Below are 18,980 nucleotides of genomic sequence, written 5' to 3' on the forward strand. Positions count from 1 at the left end.
AATCTTCTTGCTTGTCTCGCAAGCCCCGCAACAAGTATCCAATCTAAATCGTCGCGCCCCCCCCGCTATTGTTTAAACAGCAAAGGCAAAGCGTTATACGATTGATTCGTAAAAGATTGTTCATCGTGCCCACCATGCTGGTCTTCACGGTACCATAAATTATCTTTTGTAAAAACTGATTGCCGCCACAACGATTTAATTGTGGGCTTCATCGCATACTTGGTACTATCTGCACCACCAACTGAGGCCGCAATAAAGAAATCATCTTGATTAAGCCCTGCTGACTTCACAGACTTAGCCATGACTGCAGCATCACTGGCATTTGGCCCTGACATCGGCATAAAGTATCTAAAAAATTTTAAATCATATTGAAAAACAAACCACGTCGTTGCACTTCCCATTGAAAAGCCGGCAAATGCTTGATGATCGCGGGCTTGTTGCAATTGTGATGGCTGTGTGCCAGTCGCATAGGTATGAAACTGACTGGCAATCACTGGCATCAGGTCGTTGGTTAATTCCTGCGTCGCAAATCGTCGATTCAACGGGAGGTCATCGTCCCAATCTGATGTTATCTTTGTCCGGTCCTGATAATAAGTCGGTGCCACAACTATGAGTGGCTTAATTCGCTTTTCAGCAATCGCATGATCAAGCATCAATTTCCATCTTGTCATTTGATTGGTACCAGTTTCGCCTAAAAAATCCGAAGCGGACATGTTCCAACCGTGCATAAGATATAAGACATCGTATGGCTTTTGACGATCCTGTCGATAATCTGCCGGCAAGTAGACGAGTGCCTGTTTCGAATACTGAACATGTTGTGCTGTCGTCTGATAAGTCACTTTTTTCACTGAACCGCGTTGATCACGAGAGGCTTGTTGCAAATATCGCTTGGGTGGTACGACCATTCGTTTTTCAGATTGTGATGATGTATTACCTTTATTAACCGACTGTTTTTCAAACTGAGCTTGCTGGGTATATCTCATATAGCAAACGCCTCCTCCAATCAAAATAATGAGTACGACTATGACTTGAAATAAGCGGATACGCATTAAGGTTCACTCCCATCCATTCAGATCAATACGGGCTACATCGTCAATCGTTCATCTGTTAGCTGGCTTCGACCCACACCCAACGCAACAAACATTTTTTCAATCTGTAAAACGCCACTGGCATTTCCAACAACCACAAATCGTCCAGACTGAATTTCTTTCTTAGATAGCAGCCTCTGAAGGTCCTTGGGCTCAAATCGATGAACGTGCCGATTCAATTTTATTTGGGGATGACGAGCCAATAACGTCTCGAATTGTTGATCAAATATCTGCGCATCTCCCGGACGCACGGTCCACAATAAATGAACTGGGCGTACCGAAGCATAGGCGTCGGCTAAACTAAGTAATGGGGCTAATCCGGTTCCCATACCATACAGAATTAGCGGCTGCTGAGGGTCATCGTGAGAAAGAATTTTGTCAAAGCGACCAAATGGCCCCTCAAGGCGAACCGGGTCACCTGGAGAAGCTAAGCCTAAGTTCTCCGTAAAATCACCGCTTGTTTGAATGGTAAAAACAACTGTGTGAGCTTTATTAGGCACGGTAGTCACAGAGAACGGATGGGCTTCTTTGCTCAGCCCTCTGACAGCGGGAAAACTCAGAAAGTAAAAATCACCTGGACGAAACATGTTGACTGCCCCTGTTAATTCAACCGTCAACTGACGAACACGAGCATTAATCATTTTATTTGCAATCAGTTTTCCCTTGCGACTTTCTGAAGCGGAAGCGACGAACTTGTACCAAGCGTATAGGCCTAGTGCCACCACAGTATATAAATCAAATATCAGGATAAATGGATGCAAGGCATTGACGCGCGGAATAACGTGAACATGAAGCCAAATCAAACCAATCATCACGAAATTCAACCGGTGAATCCATACCGATAACTGATGCTTAAAGAAAAATTGCAGCTTATTCTTGAGTCGCTGTACTGGCACTAATCGATCGACAATCCACCCCGACATGAAAAACATTGCGTATAGAATGCCAAAAATAGCCAAATACCATGCCCACCTACCCGTGATGCGAATAATATCATGCATCGTAAATGCAAGCTGAACATGAACTGTTGCTAGAATTAGTGCGAGTACTCCGACCAGGCCATGAACAAAATACATCGCAGGCAGTCCAATAAGTCGGTCTAGCCAACGCGGTCGAACAGACAATGCAACAATCGTTAACCACCACGTATAGGCGACTGCTCCGGCGTCATAAATTAACAAATTTCGACTAGTATCTAACAGTTGCACATCAAGTGACCATATCAGTGGAAGCGGAATGACAATTAAAATAACTAGCCAGACCGCATACAGTGCAACAGGGTATCGTTTGAGCATCAATTTTCCTCCAATCATTGCGGCCATTGTGTTAGCAGCACCATATCAATGGAAATGATAATCACCTCGTCATAAGCAAACCAAGTCCCATTTAGTCAGACCTGGTGCTGCATTCATACGTTGACACGCAGTCATTACGATTTATGAGCCATCGTAACTGAGACAAATAATGTGTCTAACGATATACCTTGATGTGAACTCCAAGGCAAGTCTAATTTTTTATTTTCGACAGCTGACAGACGATTTGTCAGACAATGAATGCTACTTATTTTGTTTTGCAAGCAACATACTTTATTTTCTGATTTGACTTGCCGTGCTCTCAGTGAGCCTTAGCCCTATTCATTGGCACTGCAAGTAGATCTCCTACACTTCCACTCAAAATCAGAAGATCAATTCAAATCGAAAAATTAGATTAGAATTAAAAATAGACGATTAATTATAACTGTATTATAATTAATCAACCCATCTTTTCCAGTACACCAGGTCACACTAATCTAGTTCCGATTTTCACCTAGGCAATTTAGTCAAATTTTCTAATTCGCTTCACCATCGGTAATATGCTGAAATCACATTTCAAAAGGACGCTGATACATATATGAAAAATCTCATCACGAACAAGGCCAATCTCACCATCACCGGCGCTAACCTGGCAGAGACGCTCGGCATCAGTATTTTCAACATCATCTTACTGACCTATGCCAAAAGCTTCCAACATCCAACTGCCCTGGTCTCAATCGTCTCACTGGGGTCGATTGTCCCTGGCATGTTGGCAGTCATCATCGGCCGGTTCGCAGACTACTCTCTGAACAAGAGTCGGTTTCTCATCGGGGCGAAGTTCGTTCAGGCCGCGCTTTACGTGTTGCTCGGCTTAATCATTACCCGCCGAACCTTCATTTTATTTCTGGTCGTGGTTCTCATTAACATCGTCTCAGATTGCCTGGGCATCTACAGTTCGAGTCTCCGCCTGCCAATTCTGAAAGAAAAAATTCCGGATGAGCGTCGCCAGCAAGTATTAGGGTTAAATCAAAGTGTGACTACCCTACTACAGCCAGTTGGACAGTCGCTGGGAATCACCATCATTGCCGCAACGCATGACTACGCGCTCGCAGGCTATATCAATGCCCTGACATTCTTAGTCGCTGCCGGCATTTTGATGATTGGTCACCGGACGATTGACGTCCGAATTTCCGCCCACCCGCAAAAACGACGCGCCTCAGATCTGCGTCACCAGGTCATCACGATTCTGCAACACTCCTCTGGGATGAATATTATTAGCCTGCTGACCTCGGTTATCATCGTAAACGGGGTGGCGGCCAGCATCGACGCGCTGATCAACTTATTCATTCTCAACCATCCGCATCTGACGGCCTTGCCATTCAGTGTTGAAATTTTGCTAGTCAATATCGGCTTCATTGCTGGTTCGGTCATCGGTAGTCTCGCCAAGTCCCAATTTCTGGATCATTTATCCTACAGAACCATCATGGTCACCACGACGGCTACGATTTTAGTGCTGTTCATTAATTTTATCGTCGGCCAGAATTATTGGCTTTTACTTGCTGGGATGTGTTTCTCTGCCTTTTGTCTGGGACAGTTGAACCCTAAACTGACGGCACAAATCATTGCCACCACTGACCAAACGATGATTGGTACGGTCACGGGGGCGTTGAGCTCACTCGTCACGATTGCCGTGCCACTTGGCAGTATCGGCTTGGTCTTGCTCTATAACGTCGTTGCCCCCAACGCAGCTTATCTCACCGACATCTGCTTTCTGCTAATCGGCATCGGCGCGCTATTCGTCAAGCAGCCGCAAGCGGATGATCTCGCTAGTTAAGGAAGGTGGCTGGGAGCCGAAAACAGCTGACACGATTTTTTACTTCACGGATTTGAATAATCTAAAACGACGGTTCAAACTTGGCATATCCTGTATGCCTGGTTTGAACCGTCGTTTTAGAACTGATTTAACATCGCTTGGAAGAAGGTCAGTGGTGATTGATAGCGAGACTTGTTTTTTCTGTAAACTGCTGCACCACGTTCGATTCGGTACTTTACAGAAGTTGAAGTCACCGCGTCACAGCTAGCTTCGTCTGTATGGGAGCCGTAAATCTATTTTTCATCCTAATACACTCATGTAAGTCTTGATTTTCGCATCAACTTTTAAGTTTTTCGCATATTTCATTAATCGATTGAAATCCTTTTCAGGTCGTTGTACATAGCCTTGCATTGCTTGACGAACAACTTCATCCTGAGCAACATGCGGTGGTCGAATAATGTCACACAAAGTCCGCTCAATATCATAGACTCGGACCTGATTGCCATAAGGCGTTTCGATAGTTGTAATTCCCATACCGTAAAGCGCATCAATTTGCCGATACGGTTTAATTCTTAATTCATCAAAATAATTTGACTTATATCCTTTTGGAAAAGTCATTTCCATAAAATTGGGCGTTCGATCAGTCATATTATGCAGATACAAAGCCGTTTCTTTGCAAAAAATTCCTCTACTCAAGCGTAGTTGTGCGATTAAAAACTCATCTTCAAACGACATAGGGTCAGCGTATATTCCTGGCCCAACTCGCTCAATTAATTCCTGTTCAACCATTCGGCTTAATGATGGCGTCGCAATTCCTTCTGAGATTGCCTGACGTCTTGTGAATGTTCCGTTGTATTTATGCAATAAGACTTTTGCCTGATTATATAAAGTCATGCACTCACCCCCAAATGTTCCATTTACACATTACTTTACCACAAACTAATTTGTAAATGGAACAATTATGCGTCCACAATCTGGAGATGTAAATACTCGAAATTCTCCAACAAAATCAATCGTACCAAAAAAAACGACCCCTCAATCTTAATTGAGAAGTCGTTTTATAATTCGAGCCAATCAAGTCATGACTCATCTGAGACTATTGCACGTGCAATAAGCCCATCTTATCCATCGTTTCCGCAATCTGAACTGAGTTCCAGGCAGCCCCTTTTAAGAGGTTGTCAGAAACGTTCCACATATGGAAAGCTTGTGGCGTTTCTTGGTCAGGACGAACCCGGCCGACAAATGTGTCCTTGGAACCTTCCGCATTATGTGCTTGTGGATAGATTTGATGATCGGGGTCATCTTGTAAGACCACCCCTGGTGCAGCTGCCAAAGCATCTTGAATGCCCTTGACGGTTGCCTTAGGATCTTCAACTTCAAAGTAAACTGATTCGGAGTGACTAACTGGCACTGGAATCCGCACACAAGTTGCGGTTACTTTGATATCCTTACTGTCCATGTCGCCGCCACACATGATCTTTTTGGTTTCATGGATCATCTTCCATTCTTCATGGGTGTAGCCATCTTCTTCAAACACGTCAATTTGTGGTAACGCATTGAAGGCGATTGGATAATGCTTCTTGTCGCCCGCAACAGGTAAGATATGGGCTTCCATCTCTTCACCCTTTAAGTAGGCTTCGGTTTCATCATGCAATTCCTTCAAGGCCCGGTTACCGGCACCACCAACGGCTTGGTAAGTTGAAACGATGACCCGCTTCAGCCCAAATGCTTGACGCACTGGTTCCAAAGCAACGACCATTTGGATGGTTGAGCAGTTCGGGTTAGCCACGATTCCATGATGAAGCTTCAATGCTTCAGGGTTAACTTCAGGAACAACCAATGGAATCTTAGGATCCATCCGGAAGGCACTCGTATTGTCAACAACTACGGCACCCCGTTTGACTGCTTCAGGGGCAAACTTCTTAGATACTGAGCCACCCGCTGAGAAGAGGGCTAAATCGATTCCTTCGAATGATTCAGGGACGGTCTCTTCGACAGTTAAGGCTTGACCATTGAACTGTAATTGTTTCCCGGCTGAACGACTTGATGCCAAAAGTTTAACTGAATTGACAGGTAAACTCGTCTGTTCCACCATTTTGATCATCCGCGCGCCAACTGCACCAGTTGCACCGACAATCGCGACGTTATATCCACTCACTATGAAGACCTCGCTTTGATAGTTATTGAAACCTCATTATAGCACGTTTGTAAAAATTAGAAAACAATGAGTTTACGAACCGGCGCAGTTACTTGGTCAATTGCAGCAGCATCACCATTAGTGACCGGAGTAACCAATTCTTGCAGGTAGCGTTTCCAATGCTAGCATGCCAATAAACACTGGCCTGTTCGATGTCCGCTTTTGGCGTATACTAGATGTAACACATCTTGGGTTAGTTAATTTTTCACTTGCTCATTCAAAAAATCCCAGGCCTTTTAGTCTTTGTTCATAAATTGTGTTTCTAGTTTGTCCAGCGATGTAGTGCGCCAATCACTAGTCAAATTGATCATAATTGACTTTATCAAGAAGGCGATTCATCTGCTTGATTTCATCATCACTTAATTGAATGTTCACAGCATCAGCGTTTTCAATTAACCGCTTTTCCTTACTAGTTCCGGGAATTGGGACAATCCATGGTCGTTGTTTTAAAACCCATGCTAGGGAAATTTGAGCCGGTGAAGCTTGCTTTTCATCAGCCAACTGAGTTACCAGGCTGGAGATTGCCTGTGCTTCGTCCGTACCAACTTCAGTAAATTGATGCATATTACCTCTGAAATCTAATTTGTTATGCTGGTCAATTTTAGGTCTATCTTGGTTGGTCAAAAATCCACTTGCCAAAGGAGAATAGGCGACAAAGCCAATCTGCCGTTTTTCCAGAGTAGGAAACAGCCCTTCACTCTTACGACGCGCTAGCATTGAGAAGCGATCCTGGACAGCAGTTACTTTGGTGACATCATCAGCACGTTTAATATAATCGACGCCTGCATTAGAGATACCCCAGTGTTTGATTTTACCTTCTTTAATTAGTTGTCCCATCAAATCTGCAACAACTTCGGGGGCAACGTTTGGATCAGGCATGTGTTGATAATAGAGATCGATTGTTTCCACGTCCAGCTGTCGTAAACTATTTTCAACTGATTTTCGTAACCCTTCTGGACTTCCATCAATAACTAATTTTGAGTCATGAAATTCTGCTCCGCCCTTTGTGGCTAGAACAATCTGGTCCCGAAATGGTTTGATTGCCTCGCCGACCAAGGCTTCATTGATGGCAGTCGCGCCATCTGCATACTGGCCAACATAAAGTGCGGCAGTATCAAAGAGCGTATAACCCTGTTCGAAGGCGGTCCGAATAATTTTGATTGCTTCATTTTTTTCAACCGCGGTACCATAAGCATGCGATAACCCCATGGCGCCATAGCCGATAGCAGAGACACTCAGATTTTGTCCTAAAATTCGTTTTTGCATTTTACTGCGTCCTTTCTAGTCGTCGGTCAATTTTAATAATGAGTTCACAACATGGGCAATAGGCTTAATCAGTCCTAAGTCTAATTGATACGAGTCAGAGATAACATTGATGCAATTTATTTTGGTTGAGTTAATTCGTTTAGTTTGGCAACTAGTTCTGTTTGTATCTGTGTACTATTTGCACGTGAATCGTAATTTTCGTGTCTCAAATGATAGTAACAATCTCCACTTTTTAGCGCGCGAAAATCATTACTTGTTGCCAGCCAAAGCTGACTTGAATAGCCACCATGCAGATCATCATTTGCAGCAGGGCCACCCATCCGAGTTGGTACCCAGCCAGGATCAACAGCATTAGTGATTACTTTCGGCCAAATACGAGCAAAGTATTCAGTTAGAATCATTACGGCCAGCTTAGATCCAGAGTATGAAAGGTCACTTTCTAGGTGTTCAATATCAAGCGGTGCGCCAATGTGCATTCCGGAAGTAATAAAAATAATTCGCTTCGGTTTGTTAAGTAAATTGGTTAGTAGATATGGCGCTTCAACATTAACTCGAGCAGTCAATGTGCTGTCTTCTGAATAAACGCCGGCGTTTTGGATAATGACGTCAAAAGTACCGATACCGTTCAGTTGATTAGCAATGCTTTTTACTGAATCTAAGTCGGATAAGTCACCGGTAACAACTCCCTTTGCCTGTGGATTTACATTTAAAGCATCTTGCGCCCGCTGCTCATTTCGCGCGTGAAGATAAACCTGATTACCATTAGCAATCAAATCTTTTGCGACCAGGGCACCCAGACCAGTGGATGAACCCGTAATAAAGATTTTTGTCATGGTCTTACCTCGCAGTTTGCTGCTCAAACCAATAATCTAGACTATCTGAATTAGCATCGAAGAAAGCGTCCACCTTCAGATTTCCAAGATATCTTCTGAAATTGTCCTCATAATGACGGATTTGGCCTACATCAGTGTGAAATTCATCAATATTACCTTGATAGTTTTGAATTTCATTTAGAAACGAGATGATTGGGCTGGGGACGTTATCACCCCATACCGGTCCCCCAATAATAATCTTTGTATATTGTTGAACGTCTGGTAGTTGCGAAATCTTTGGCCAAGTTTTCTTTTGCTTGATGCGTTCATCGACGTCAGCGATTTCATACATGTCTGTCGGATAAACATCATCAGAAACCGTAATCTCATATAAATCAGAATCAGGAAAATGTTTGTGTATTTTTCCAGCCAAAGTTTTGGTTGTACCGGTTAGGCTATAATAAGCAATTAATGTTTTTTTCATTTACTAAAAAATGTCCTTTCATAAATATCTTATCAGCAGCATTACCGATTAAGGTACGAAGAGTTGTTCACCACTCTGATCAATATCTGAAGCATAATTTAGATAACCTTGAAAATGCCAAAAGAGATGTTTGATTTGATGTTGAAAGACAAGGAATTGTTCTTTTTCGGCATCATATTTTTTGTCATCAATCATTTGATCGTACAATTGCTGGGCCTTTCGTAATTCTTTAATAAACTCGATCAACAAGGCACCTAACTGACTGTCTGAATCTTCACGTTTATCTTTCTCCGCGGCAGGATCTGACACGAAAAATGCTAATTGTTGTGAAATGAGGTGCTTGGCCCGATTGACCTCTTTTAGAAGGACGTTCGGATCTTTTTGAACTGCGACGACCTGTAATGTTCCTAACGCCCGTGTTAAGCTATTTAATTGTTTAACTAAATTTTGAATATTCATCAAAGTGCCTTTCCTCCTATTCACGTCCATAACTTTGACTGAAGGATTGACCGGAGCGAACGATTTCGGTATCGATTGGTAGGCGCAAGTCTTCAAATTTTTGGAGCAACTGATTAGCATCATCATATTTCGAAATTAATCCACCCAAGGTTGCCGCATCATCTAGAGAAGAATTAAAGCCTTTACCCGTCATTGGTGTTAACGCATGCGCCGCATCGCCAACAATGGTCACTCGACCTCGAGACATTTTAGAAGCAACATATTCACTAATGGGCGTGGCGACTAAATATTCCCTTTCGATTGCAACTTGAATTGCTTTCGCAAATAATGGTGGAAAGTATTTTTGGGCTCGCCCAATCAGTTGCATACGAATCTCTTGTGGAATACTGCGAGTATTTAAAGTGTGCAAAACGTGATTGTTCTGCACCGCGCCTGATTGGTAGAGCACATCATTGGATCCATTGTCATACCAGGCCAAGCCAATCTGGCGATGGCCAACCTCACGTGAACCATCCATGCCAGGAACTATCATCGCAAAAAGAAAGTCATCATCTGCACCATCAAACTCCTGAAAATCCGAATAACGTTTACCAGGCCACAAATTTTTGGGTACTAATTCTTCCTCTACGATTGCAACCCACAGCTGATACCCAGCAAATATGGCATTGGGCTGTTGTGGATTGACATATTTGCGAACTAAACTGCTGCCCCCATCCGCACCAACCAAAATCTCTGCTTGATAATTGCCTTGATTGGTCTGTGCGTACGCGTGGCCACCATTCTCTCCAACTTCTTGAACAACCTCATTAAAATGAACGTCGATATTAGGGGTATTGTGTGCCATATTTTGCAGGCGTTGGTGAATCATTCGCCATGATTCAATCCCGCGGCCGTCACCAGCTGCGATTGCGCGTAATTCATGGGCGAGTGCCGACTGATTAATTGCTCCAGAGTGAACTGAAAGCACTGCACCGCGACGTTCACTTGCAGAGTGCCGTTCGAGAACCGTTACTTTTATGCCAGTTTTTGCAAGTGCTAGAGCCATCATCATACCCGCCAAGGAACCACCTACAACGATTGCCGTTTTTATCTGTGACATAATTGGTTCTCCTTTACTTTTAACCTTGAATGATCCTTTCTGGGTGTGTAATCTCTGATAGTTTGTGGGCAGGAATTCCTGCAACCACCGTATTTGCTGCTACGTCTCGTGTAACGACTGCTCCAGCACCAACAACCGCATTCTCGCCGATTATCACACCTGGCAATACGGTCACACCAGCACCCAGCCATGCATTATTTTTAATGACGATTGGTTTGCAAACCAATATTTCGCGATTGTAATAATCATGATTATTAGTCAGCAATTGGACATTGGCAGCGAGTTTAACATTGTCTTCAATCGTAATTTTTCCCGCAGACATCATCGTTACGTTAAACCCAATGCTCACATTCTTGCCAATCTGAACTTCTTTACCGTCAAGAACGTGTAGTGGTGGTTGTATACGACTTTGATCGCCAAAATCACCCGAGAATAGTTGGTTTAATAATTGAGGAATCTTCTCAGAGTTGGGATTGGTGGTATTAATCTTCCAACATAATTCCGCACTTTCTTTAATCTCGTTTTGCCTAATGTGATTTGATTCACTCTGTTCAAGTTGATTAATCCTTTTTTCCACAGCAAACACCTTTCTTTATTCGTTCAAAATGAATTGTTTCATCTCTTCAAAAAGTTCCGTTTCGTGACCAAAAGTCAGCATATGACTTGCACCTGGAATCACTTTAAGTTGTACGTTTGGAAATGATTTCTCAGCATGATAAGCGTAAGTTATTGGCACCATTTCATCAGCACTGCCCTGATAATAGAGAACAGACTTTGTAAACTTTTTCATTTCAGCATAAACATCATAGTTCTTAAGATCATCAACATAGCGTTTACCTACTATCATGTTTCCAAAGCGGTAACGCTCAGGCATTCTTGCTCCATGAAGTTCATATTGTTCAAAGTCACCAATCACTAATGCTGGACAATACAAAATCATTCCTTGGATATCTTTCTGGCGGCGAACACCAATTACGATTGAAACAAAGCCACCCTGACTACCACCTGAAAGGTATATCTTATTCCGGTCGATAGCCGGATGCGATTGCAACTTATTAAGAACAGCATCTAAATCATCTGCTTCAGTCATTACCGACATGTCTATTGAGGAACCATCACTCCTTGATTCTGGTGACCCACCACAAAAATCAAATTCAAAAGTTGCAATTCCTGACTCAACTAGTGCGTGGCTATCTATAAATGGCATTGTATAGCCATATCCATGAGAATAAATGACCAATGGGGCGGGAGAAGGGTTCGAGGGTAAATATAATTCTCCGTATATATTTTGGCCACGTCGATTTTTCGTCCAAATGACTTGTTTGCTTGAGTTGTTAGTCATGAATTTTGACTTGTCCAATCGACATCGCAATTTTTGGATCCATTTCGTCATAAACTGTACTCTTCCCGGTATCTAAAGACTTGATTTGGGCCATATCAGCTTCATCTAAGCAGAAATCGAAGATATCAATATTCTCCCGCATTCTTTCCTTATGGATAGATTTTGGAATAACAACGAAATTACGTTGGATTAACCAGCGAAGCATGACCTGACCAGTGGTTTTTTGATGCTTTTCAGCAATTTTTTTAACTGTCGGATTGTTAAAGATGTCATTATTGCCTTCTGCAAAGGGTGCCCATGCCTCAGGCTGAATCTCTTGCTCTTCCATGAATTTTTGTGAGGACCATTGTTGCCACCAGACATTGGTTTCAATTTGGTTGATAGCCGGTTTGACTTCGCTGAAATTGATTAGATCAGCTAAGCGTTCATTCCAAAAGCTTGTAACACCAATGGCCTTAATTCGACCTTCCTTATAAAGTCGTTCCAGTGCACGCCAAGAACCCATGTAGTCACCATACGGCTTATGCATCAGATATAGATCAAGATAATCTAAGCCCAATTTGTTCATCGAAACGTCAAACGCTTTTAATGTATTATCGTAGCCATAATCCTGGACCCACAATTTTGACGTTACAAAAATATCTTTACGGTCGATATTGCTGGCAGCAATTGCGGCTCCCACCGCAGACTCATTAAAGTACGAAGCAGCCGTATCAATCATTCGGTAGCCAACTTCTAAAGCATCACTTACTGCCTGTTGTGCTTGTCCAGCATCTGGGATTTGGAAGACACCAAACCCAATTTTGGGCATTTTCAAGCCATTATTAAGTGTGACGTAATCAAATTTTGTCATTATTGTTTCCTCCAAATAAATTTATTTTTCAAATGGTAAGTGCATTTCTGCATATTTCTCCTCAGTTGCATTATCAGGCTGGTAATATTTTTTAGTGCCATCCAACTTACTAATTTCTTTCATCTCGGCGTCAGTTAGACTAAAGTCGAAAATGTTGAAATTATCGCGAATATGATCCGGATTCTTTGATCCAGGAATGGTAATGAACCCCATTTGAATATGCCAGCGTAGAATAACTTGAGGTACGCTCTTGTGGTATTTATCTGCTAGGGCAACAAAAGTAGGTTCTTTGAATAGCTCAGAATCACCATGACCAAGCGGATACCACCCCATTAACTTGGTATCATACTGAGAAAGTTTCCCCATGATTTCGTCTTCTGTGTCGTAAGGATGAGCTTCGAGCTGAATAACATGTGGCTTAACTTCTGCCTTTGATAACAACTTGTCGAGTTTTTCATCGTGCATGTTGGAAATGCCCAATGATTTAGCTTTACCATCGTGATAGGCTTTTTCAATCAACTGATAACCAGCAACAAAATTTCCTGATGGCTGATGGATGAAGAGCAAATCGACATAATCGACCCCCAGTCTCTTCAGCGTTTCATCAACCGCATTTACGTTCTCATAAAATGTGGGCCAAATTTTAGTTGAAAGAAAAATATCTTCACGCTTGACGATATTGTCGTTGATAGCTTGTTGAATGCCTTCGCCAACTTCTTTTTCATTATTGTATCCGTTCGCTGTATCAATAAGGCGGTAACCATCTTTTATTGCAGTGTATACGGCAGCTTTAGTATCCTCAGGACGTACCATAAAGGTTCCTAAACCTAATCTAGGAATTTGTACACCATTGCTCAATTTAATTTGTTCCATAACCTTGCGCTCCTATCCATATCTGATATTGTATTTTATTGATATCCTAATATTAAGGTGATATTATCAATCTGTACAATACCAATTAGTCAATTCACTATATCTAATTGTTATAGAAAGGAACGAGGATACGTGCTTGAAATTCATTTATTGGAACAACTGGTTGCTTTCGCAAACTTGGGAACACTCTCTTTAGCAGCTAAGAAGTTGCACACTTCTCAACCAGCGCTTACACGTTCAATGAAAAAAATAGAAGACGAGCTTGGTATCAAGATTTTTATTCGGAGCTCCAACCGGTTAGAGTTGAATCAGACTGGTCGTTTCATGGCAGAACGTGCCCAGCAAGTCATCAAAACCGATGAAGACCTTATCGAGCAAGTTAAGTCATATCATCGAAGCTTACACACTATTTCAGTGGGCTACTGTGCACCTCTACCACAGCGAGTATTAAATTCAATTATTAATAACGTGTTTTCTGGGATGACAATTTCTAGCAGTATGACAGACGACAAGGACTTTATTCGGCGGGTCAAGGATGGTGATTATCAATTGGCAGTAGTTCATCATAAGCCAACGGACCCCACAATATACTCAAAGAAAATTGGACATGAGGATCTTTATATTTCACTACATCGATCCAACCCTTTGACGTTTTACCCGAATATTCATCTAAAAGATTTAAATGGTCTTTCAATTCTTCGATTGTCTCAGACTGGGTTTTGGGCAGAAATGTGTAACCTAAAACTACCCGATTCCCATTTTCTTTTACAAATCGACCGTGGCGCATTTAACGAACTCATTCATAATTCTAATTATCCAAGTTTTGTTTCTGGCTATGATATTAAGCGTGGTTTGGTGTTAAAGAATCAGATTAATGTTTCTATTCTTGATGAGGAATGTCATGTGGATTATTACCTGATCTGTTTAAGAGAAAAGCAAAAAGTATACAGGGAGTTATTTAACCAAATTAATGACCAAACAATCAGCTAAATATTACTTTAATTTCGACGATTGTTTGGTCATTAATGAACGCATGGCAATGGTTCATAACGAAGTCACAAAGGTAAATGTTCTAAGCAAAAAGGCTGTCTCAAGCCACAGCCGAAACCCAGTCACACTACAGCTGAGATGATTCTCGATACCATATTATCAACGGTAAGTCGACTTGTAATCGGATGCTGTCTGTCACCTTTCGTATCAGAACAGTAAGGCAGCCAATATTGTTGGTACAAGAAAAGCACTAAGAGAATATAATTGTCGAGTAGGCTTGGATTTGATAACGTTTTTTTATTTTAGATGACCTGGCAAGGTTTAATGCTTCCTTACTGGCTGTATCCCCTAAAGCCTAATCTTATTAGTTATTTTGTTAAATGTCGTTTTTTGTGAACTGGCGCCGAGCATATTCGTATAGGATTAAAAGCGCTACCATTGCGAAAATTCTATTATTTATTCAATAATGGTACTGGTTTACGATAGCTCGTATTATTTCTAGTGGCTCTCAGCTGGTCTCTTCGAACCTGAGGACTGCATGTTTTAATCACAATCCAGAACACCTTAACTCACACCATACATTCACCAAAACTTGATCAGGAGGCGGCCACATGTGCACTAGTTTAACTTATCTTGATACTGACGACCAACACTACTTTGCCCGAACGATGGACTTTCCAACAACGACACCTTGGCGGCCGATTTTTTTGCCACGGCACTATCAGTGGCCAACTGGCTTAGCGACTGAGCGAACAACCCAGTATGCCATTCTTGGTGGTGGCCGCCTGCCCAAGCATTTTAGTAGCTGTTTGATGGCCGATGGAATCAACGAAGCTGGTTTAACCTGTGCCGAACTATACTTGCCACACGCGGTCAACTACGCGACTGAATCAGTCTCCGGTCAAATCAACTTGACCCCGCAAGCTTTTATCAACTGGGTGTTAGGTGAACACGCGTCAGTCGCTGCCGTCATCGCCGACCTGCCCCGGATCAACCTCGTTGGAGCTTCCTGGGGCGACGACACTGGGGAGGTCTACCCCTTTCATTGGATCCTGAGTGATCGTCAGACCAGTGTGGTCATTGAACCCACTGGTGGCGCCTTGACTGCCCAACCGAATCCAGCTGGCGTGTTGACCAATACGCCAATCCTGGTTGACCATCAGCGTCGTTTGAATCGCTACTTAGGATTAAGCGGCACTCAAATCACCGCAGCAACTCAGCAGGCTGCCCAACAAGTCATTCAGGCGCAGCAGCCCCTACCGACTGGTCCGATTCCAACTGACCGCTTTATTCATATGGCGTTGCGGCGATTGGGAACGACACAACTTTCATCTGAGCAAGTGCCTGCGACTATTTTTCGTTGGCTGCAAGAAGTCAGCCTGCCGTACGATGCAAAGAGGCGCAATCTAATTAGTCATAATTACACCCATTATCGCTGCTTGATTCAGCTGGAGACCCGCACTTACCACTTCATTCCCCGCACAACTGGTCGTCAGCAAAACTTGACCTTAACGCCGGAGATGGCCGCGGATTGGCAAACACCGTATGTCTTTCCAGCGGACTGATTTTCGCCGATACGCTGTCTTCGCCTGTTTAAATTGAGCGCGATTCCAAGGCACGGTCTGGCGCACATATGACTATTTTAGTGGCTTTCATTTTAAGAATTTAATAAAAGAATATGACCATGCAAATAGATCCAGAGACCTTTTTGTGGGGATGCTGCAAAAAAATTTCAGTTAAAATATTTTGCCTCCAAAAATTATCAAATAAATTTTTGAAAACAGTTTAGGCTCCGCATTTATTGAGCGGATTTTTTCAATGCTCACTTTTTCTACCGGTTGACGGACCCTACTTGTATAAATTTAGTTATGTTCAATCAAAAAAAGCTCACTGACTTGCGATAATATTCTGCGTATAAATTTCATAAGTTCGTGACAAGCGATATTACCCATGTTACGTTTTGTATATGCTAAAAATGGGGGATACAAAATGAATTTCATCAATCATTGGGACAAGCAATTATTACCCATGTTCGCTTCTTTTAAAAAGCATAAAATTCTCAGTTGGACGATTTCTGTTCTGCTCATTATTGGTATCCTCTTAATTGGGGTGTCCGTCAAATCTAGCATGGAGATGACTAAGGCACGGGCAACACTTGAGGTAATGCTGAAAGAAAATCATGATGGCAATCAAATTCCAAGAAGCAAGCTAATTAAAGAAGAATCTGGTCCCTTCAGTGGCATTGTTTGGTATGACTATACTTTTTCAAACACGCACACATTAGCGGAGAGCAAGCGATATCTAAAAGCGACGGGACAATCTCATCAACAGGTCACGCTCGAAAATTGTCCAATCGTCTATCGCGTGATACTGCGACCACCAACCAAAACGTCCAAGCGATGGACGGGGCAAATTTTTTTGGATACTAATCAACAGCTCAGCGGCTCTGGCCGGTCGAGTTATGTTCAAGCTTTAAGTGCTAAATCTTTACGAGATTTGAATTGATGGCATGGTTACGTTGATTGCTTGAATAAGGAATCAGTACCGCAAAAACTCGATATAAGGCTAAAAAAACTAGTGGTTACAACATTCTTACTTGCCCGAATGTTGTGGCCACTAGTGTTTTTTTATTGATCATACTGCGTCATTGCTTGAGTCCTTCCAACCCAACCTGCGTAACTAAATCGCATCACCTGCTTAAGGTACTTCGAGCAATACCAACATGATGGACCAATTTGCTGATTGAGCTGGAAATAGACTATCCAATCAAGCTTCGTTGAGCGTCACCCGACTCATCGCCAGTAATGCCACTAGAGTAATCGCACTGCCGATGATAAATACGGTCGCAATACCGACATACCTGGTTATGACGCCGCCGAGTGCGATACCAATCGGCATTGAAATGTTCGTGCAAGACATCATCGCACCGTTCACCCGCCCTAATAATTCGCCGGGCGTTTTCAATTGGATCAAAGTGAATAGCGACACATTCACAAAGCCACCCGCCATGCCAATCACCATCATGGCAATCAAGGTGGTACCGATACTGTGCGTCAACACCATGAACGTCACCGCGACCGTCATCGTCGTCAAAGCCAGCAGTAACTTGGTCTTAAAAGTCGTTTTAACAAAATTGATCAGAATACTGCCAGCCACCACCCCAATGATGAACAGCGCTTGTGCCAAGCTATAGACGACGGCACTGGCATGTAAGGTTCCCCGCGTCCAGATGATATTCAGTCCTAGCACGGGACCAATCACCATATTCACGATTACGGCTAGTAAAATTAGCGTTCGCAACATCGGGTTATGATAGACGTAAGCTAAGCCAGCATACCAATCCCGGGTTTGCACCTGCTCGACGCTCACTTGTTCGGCGTGGCCCACCCGTTTATGTACAATCACGATACAACCTAGCGAGACCAAGAACGTCAGACCATTGATCAAAACGAAATCAGCTAGCGAGACGAACGCAACTAGACTACCGCCAGCTAACATCCCCACTAATTGGGCGCACACCTTAACGCCTTGATTCATACTATTGACGCGCTGTAATTGGTCAGCTGGGACAATTTGCGGAATTAATGCATTCTCAGCCGGATCAAAAACAGTTCCCAGAATTTTAGCGATAAACGCGACCCCCACCAGCGTCCAAATATTAAGTGCAAAGCCATAATACAAATAAGTGGCGACGCCCATTAGTATGGCTTGAAGCCCGTCAATCGTCATCATCACTTTGGTCTTAGGAAACCGATCGGCTAAATATCCCGTCAAGACATTCAGCACGACTAACGCATTGAATGTCCCAGAAATCAGGCCAATCGTCGTTGAATTATCAGTCAGTCGATACAGATACCACATAATCGCAATATCAAATAAATTATTACCGAATTGCGATGTCGACTCTCCAGCAAGGAGGACATAGATATTTTTCATTGAATCACTTCACTTTAGCTTTGAATTGTTGATGATGCTGTTCATTGAACTTGATCAGAAATGCGCCGAGGGGCTGAGGTGACAGGAAGGGTGAATAGTGCTATTTTAGCATGTAGTCACAATAAAATTAAATCGAATTCTAATCAAATTATAATATTAGCCACTTACCCATCTTTTTCCGTCTGTATATCACAACTGAATTTACTTTTCTTAACTCGCAGCTACTCACCCTGATTCCATTCTTTATAGACTTCAGATTGCTTGCGAGGTCCGACCGTGATATCAGTTGCGCGATTGGTTGGTCAACACTGCCATTATCACAAACAGCTCGCCATCGTCACCAACCAATATGATTGCGATTATAACTTGCTCGGCGGATATCGCCGCCTTGAAGGAATCGTTTGTCAGTTATCCAAAAATAGTCTCCTCGCACCTCCACATAGCGATAAGCGCAGCGCAAAAACGCCACGATGCGC

General features: G+C 42.8%; 18 protein-coding genes. 4 read left to right on the plus strand and 14 right to left on the minus strand.

What is annotated here, in order from left to right; translation table 11 throughout:
- Nucleotides 1-65 precede the first annotated feature (65 nt).
- On the minus strand, nucleotides 66-983 hold the full coding sequence (locus KGF65_RS01580) for an esterase family protein (RefSeq protein WP_158296977.1): 918 nt from the start codon (nucleotides 981-983) through the stop codon (nucleotides 66-68).
- A gap of 101 nt (nucleotides 984-1,084) precedes the next feature.
- The gene (locus tag KGF65_RS01585; protein WP_225083358.1) at nucleotides 1,085-2,410 is read right to left on the minus strand and encodes an iron reductase; all 1,326 of its coding nucleotides are present in this window, start codon (nucleotides 2,408-2,410) and stop codon (nucleotides 1,085-1,087) included.
- A gap of 568 nt (nucleotides 2,411-2,978) precedes the next feature.
- On the opposite strand from KGF65_RS01585, the gene KGF65_RS01590 reads away from it, so the two are divergent.
- Entirely contained in the window at nucleotides 2,979-4,214 is a 1,236-nt protein-coding gene (locus tag KGF65_RS01590) for an MFS transporter (RefSeq protein ID WP_216747930.1), read from the plus strand.
- 279 nt (nucleotides 4,215-4,493) lie between these two features.
- Here KGF65_RS01590 and KGF65_RS01595 read toward each other — a convergent pair whose 3' ends face one another.
- The 11 genes from KGF65_RS01595 to KGF65_RS01645 all read right to left on the minus strand — a co-directional run bounded on the left by KGF65_RS01595 (nucleotide 4,494) and on the right by KGF65_RS01645 (nucleotide 13,578).
- On the minus strand, nucleotides 4,494-5,087 hold the full coding sequence (locus KGF65_RS01595) for a type IV toxin-antitoxin system AbiEi family antitoxin domain-containing protein (RefSeq protein WP_101873129.1): 594 nt from the start codon (nucleotides 5,085-5,087) through the stop codon (nucleotides 4,494-4,496).
- 202 nt (nucleotides 5,088-5,289) lie between these two features.
- Nucleotides 5,290-6,351, minus strand: a complete 1,062-nt coding sequence (locus KGF65_RS01600) for an aspartate-semialdehyde dehydrogenase (protein WP_003639329.1) — start codon at nucleotides 6,349-6,351, stop codon at nucleotides 5,290-5,292.
- A 333-nt stretch (nucleotides 6,352-6,684) separates the two neighbouring features.
- On the minus strand, nucleotides 6,685-7,656 hold the full coding sequence (locus KGF65_RS01605) for an aldo/keto reductase (protein ID WP_101873128.1): 972 nt from the start codon (nucleotides 7,654-7,656) through the stop codon (nucleotides 6,685-6,687).
- A 116-nt stretch (nucleotides 7,657-7,772) separates the two neighbouring features.
- The gene (locus KGF65_RS01610) at nucleotides 7,773-8,489 is read right to left on the minus strand and encodes an SDR family NAD(P)-dependent oxidoreductase (protein ID WP_105924050.1); all 717 of its coding nucleotides are present in this window, start codon (nucleotides 8,487-8,489) and stop codon (nucleotides 7,773-7,775) included.
- A gap of 4 nt (nucleotides 8,490-8,493) precedes the next feature.
- Nucleotides 8,494-8,952 (minus strand): flavodoxin, encoded by a 459-nt coding sequence (locus tag KGF65_RS01615; RefSeq protein WP_101873126.1) that lies wholly within the window; start codon nucleotides 8,950-8,952, stop codon nucleotides 8,494-8,496.
- A 48-nt stretch (nucleotides 8,953-9,000) separates the two neighbouring features.
- Complete coding sequence (locus KGF65_RS01620) at nucleotides 9,001-9,411, minus strand: hypothetical protein (protein WP_216747931.1); 411 nt, start codon at nucleotides 9,409-9,411, stop codon at nucleotides 9,001-9,003.
- Between the two features lie 16 nt (nucleotides 9,412-9,427).
- Nucleotides 9,428-10,510, minus strand: a complete 1,083-nt coding sequence (locus tag KGF65_RS01625) for an FAD-dependent monooxygenase (RefSeq protein ID WP_101873124.1) — start codon at nucleotides 10,508-10,510, stop codon at nucleotides 9,428-9,430.
- 19 nt (nucleotides 10,511-10,529) lie between these two features.
- A complete protein-coding gene (locus tag KGF65_RS17375; protein WP_233756906.1) occupies nucleotides 10,530-11,087 on the minus strand; it encodes a DapH/DapD/GlmU-related protein in 558 nt (185 codons plus the stop codon).
- Between the two features lie 15 nt (nucleotides 11,088-11,102).
- A complete protein-coding gene (locus KGF65_RS01635) occupies nucleotides 11,103-11,852 on the minus strand; it encodes a S9 family peptidase (RefSeq protein ID WP_158296975.1) in 750 nt (249 codons plus the stop codon).
- Nucleotides 11,845-12,705, minus strand: a complete 861-nt coding sequence (locus tag KGF65_RS01640) for an aldo/keto reductase (RefSeq protein ID WP_101873122.1) — start codon at nucleotides 12,703-12,705, stop codon at nucleotides 11,845-11,847. The genes KGF65_RS01635 and KGF65_RS01640 overlap by 8 nt, the downstream gene beginning before the upstream one ends.
- 21 nt (nucleotides 12,706-12,726) lie before the next feature.
- A complete protein-coding gene (locus tag KGF65_RS01645) occupies nucleotides 12,727-13,578 on the minus strand; it encodes an aldo/keto reductase (protein WP_101873121.1) in 852 nt (283 codons plus the stop codon).
- Between the two features lie 132 nt (nucleotides 13,579-13,710).
- Between KGF65_RS01645 and KGF65_RS01650 the strand changes: the two genes are divergently transcribed.
- From KGF65_RS01650 to KGF65_RS01660, 3 genes are all read left to right on the plus strand, one after another.
- Nucleotides 13,711-14,568: a LysR family transcriptional regulator gene (locus KGF65_RS01650; RefSeq protein ID WP_101873120.1), complete on the plus strand. Its 858-nt coding sequence runs from the start codon at nucleotides 13,711-13,713 to the stop codon at nucleotides 14,566-14,568.
- Nucleotides 14,569-15,179: 611 nt separating this feature from the next.
- Entirely contained in the window at nucleotides 15,180-16,133 is a 954-nt protein-coding gene (locus KGF65_RS01655) for a linear amide C-N hydrolase (RefSeq protein ID WP_101873119.1), read from the plus strand.
- A gap of 424 nt (nucleotides 16,134-16,557) precedes the next feature.
- On the plus strand, nucleotides 16,558-17,073 hold the full coding sequence (locus KGF65_RS01660; RefSeq protein ID WP_253954352.1) for a hypothetical protein: 516 nt from the start codon (nucleotides 16,558-16,560) through the stop codon (nucleotides 17,071-17,073).
- A 261-nt stretch (nucleotides 17,074-17,334) separates the two neighbouring features.
- Here the strand turns inward: KGF65_RS01660 and KGF65_RS01665 are convergent, their stop codons facing one another.
- Nucleotides 17,335-18,504, minus strand: a complete 1,170-nt coding sequence (locus KGF65_RS01665) for an MFS transporter (RefSeq protein WP_101873118.1) — start codon at nucleotides 18,502-18,504, stop codon at nucleotides 17,335-17,337.
- Between the last annotated feature and the right edge of the window lie 476 nt (nucleotides 18,505-18,980).

The sequence above is a fragment of the Lactiplantibacillus sp. 30.2.29 genome, assembly GCF_018991255.1.
GTDB classification, from domain to species: domain Bacteria; phylum Bacillota; class Bacilli; order Lactobacillales; family Lactobacillaceae; genus Lactiplantibacillus; species Lactiplantibacillus pentosus.